This window comes from Dolichospermum sp. UHCC 0259 (assembly GCF_009711935.1).
Taxonomy (GTDB): domain Bacteria; phylum Cyanobacteriota; class Cyanobacteriia; order Cyanobacteriales; family Nostocaceae; genus Dolichospermum.
In genome coordinates this window covers 1-363 of sequence record NZ_VIKX01000024.1, presented here as the reverse complement: position 1 = coordinate 363, position 363 = coordinate 1, and the positions used below count along the sequence as shown (strand labels likewise).

Genomic DNA, 363 nt, shown 5'->3' with positions numbered 1-363 from the left:
CAGAGACTGGGGAATTACTGATTGGTTCAATTGTGGGATACTGTCCCCGGTTGATTTCGTGGGCTGCTGTAATAATCGCACTCTGTTGAGCCTGACGAAATACCTGAGTTAGTCGTACCACTGGCACTCTGCCAGAATTTATCAGGTCAGCAAGGACACTACCTGGTCCCACTGATGGTAACTGATCAATATCTCCCACCAATAAAAGTTGTGCGCCGTTTGAAACTGCTTTGACTAAGGCGTATGCTAAAAACAAATCTAACATACTGGCTTCATCAACAATAATTGCTGTTTGAGGTAAAGGGTTGTCGTTGTCAGATTTAAAACCCCTGGTTCTGGGGTCAAATTCCAATAAACGATGTA

The 363-nt window shown here is 43.8% G+C and carries 1 protein-coding gene; it reads right to left on the bottom strand.

Annotated features, from left to right (window positions below):
* Window positions 1–363, bottom strand: a 363-nt coding sequence (locus FJR05_RS02745) for an ATP-dependent RecD-like DNA helicase (RefSeq protein ID WP_168642704.1), incomplete at both ends; no start/stop codon positions are given.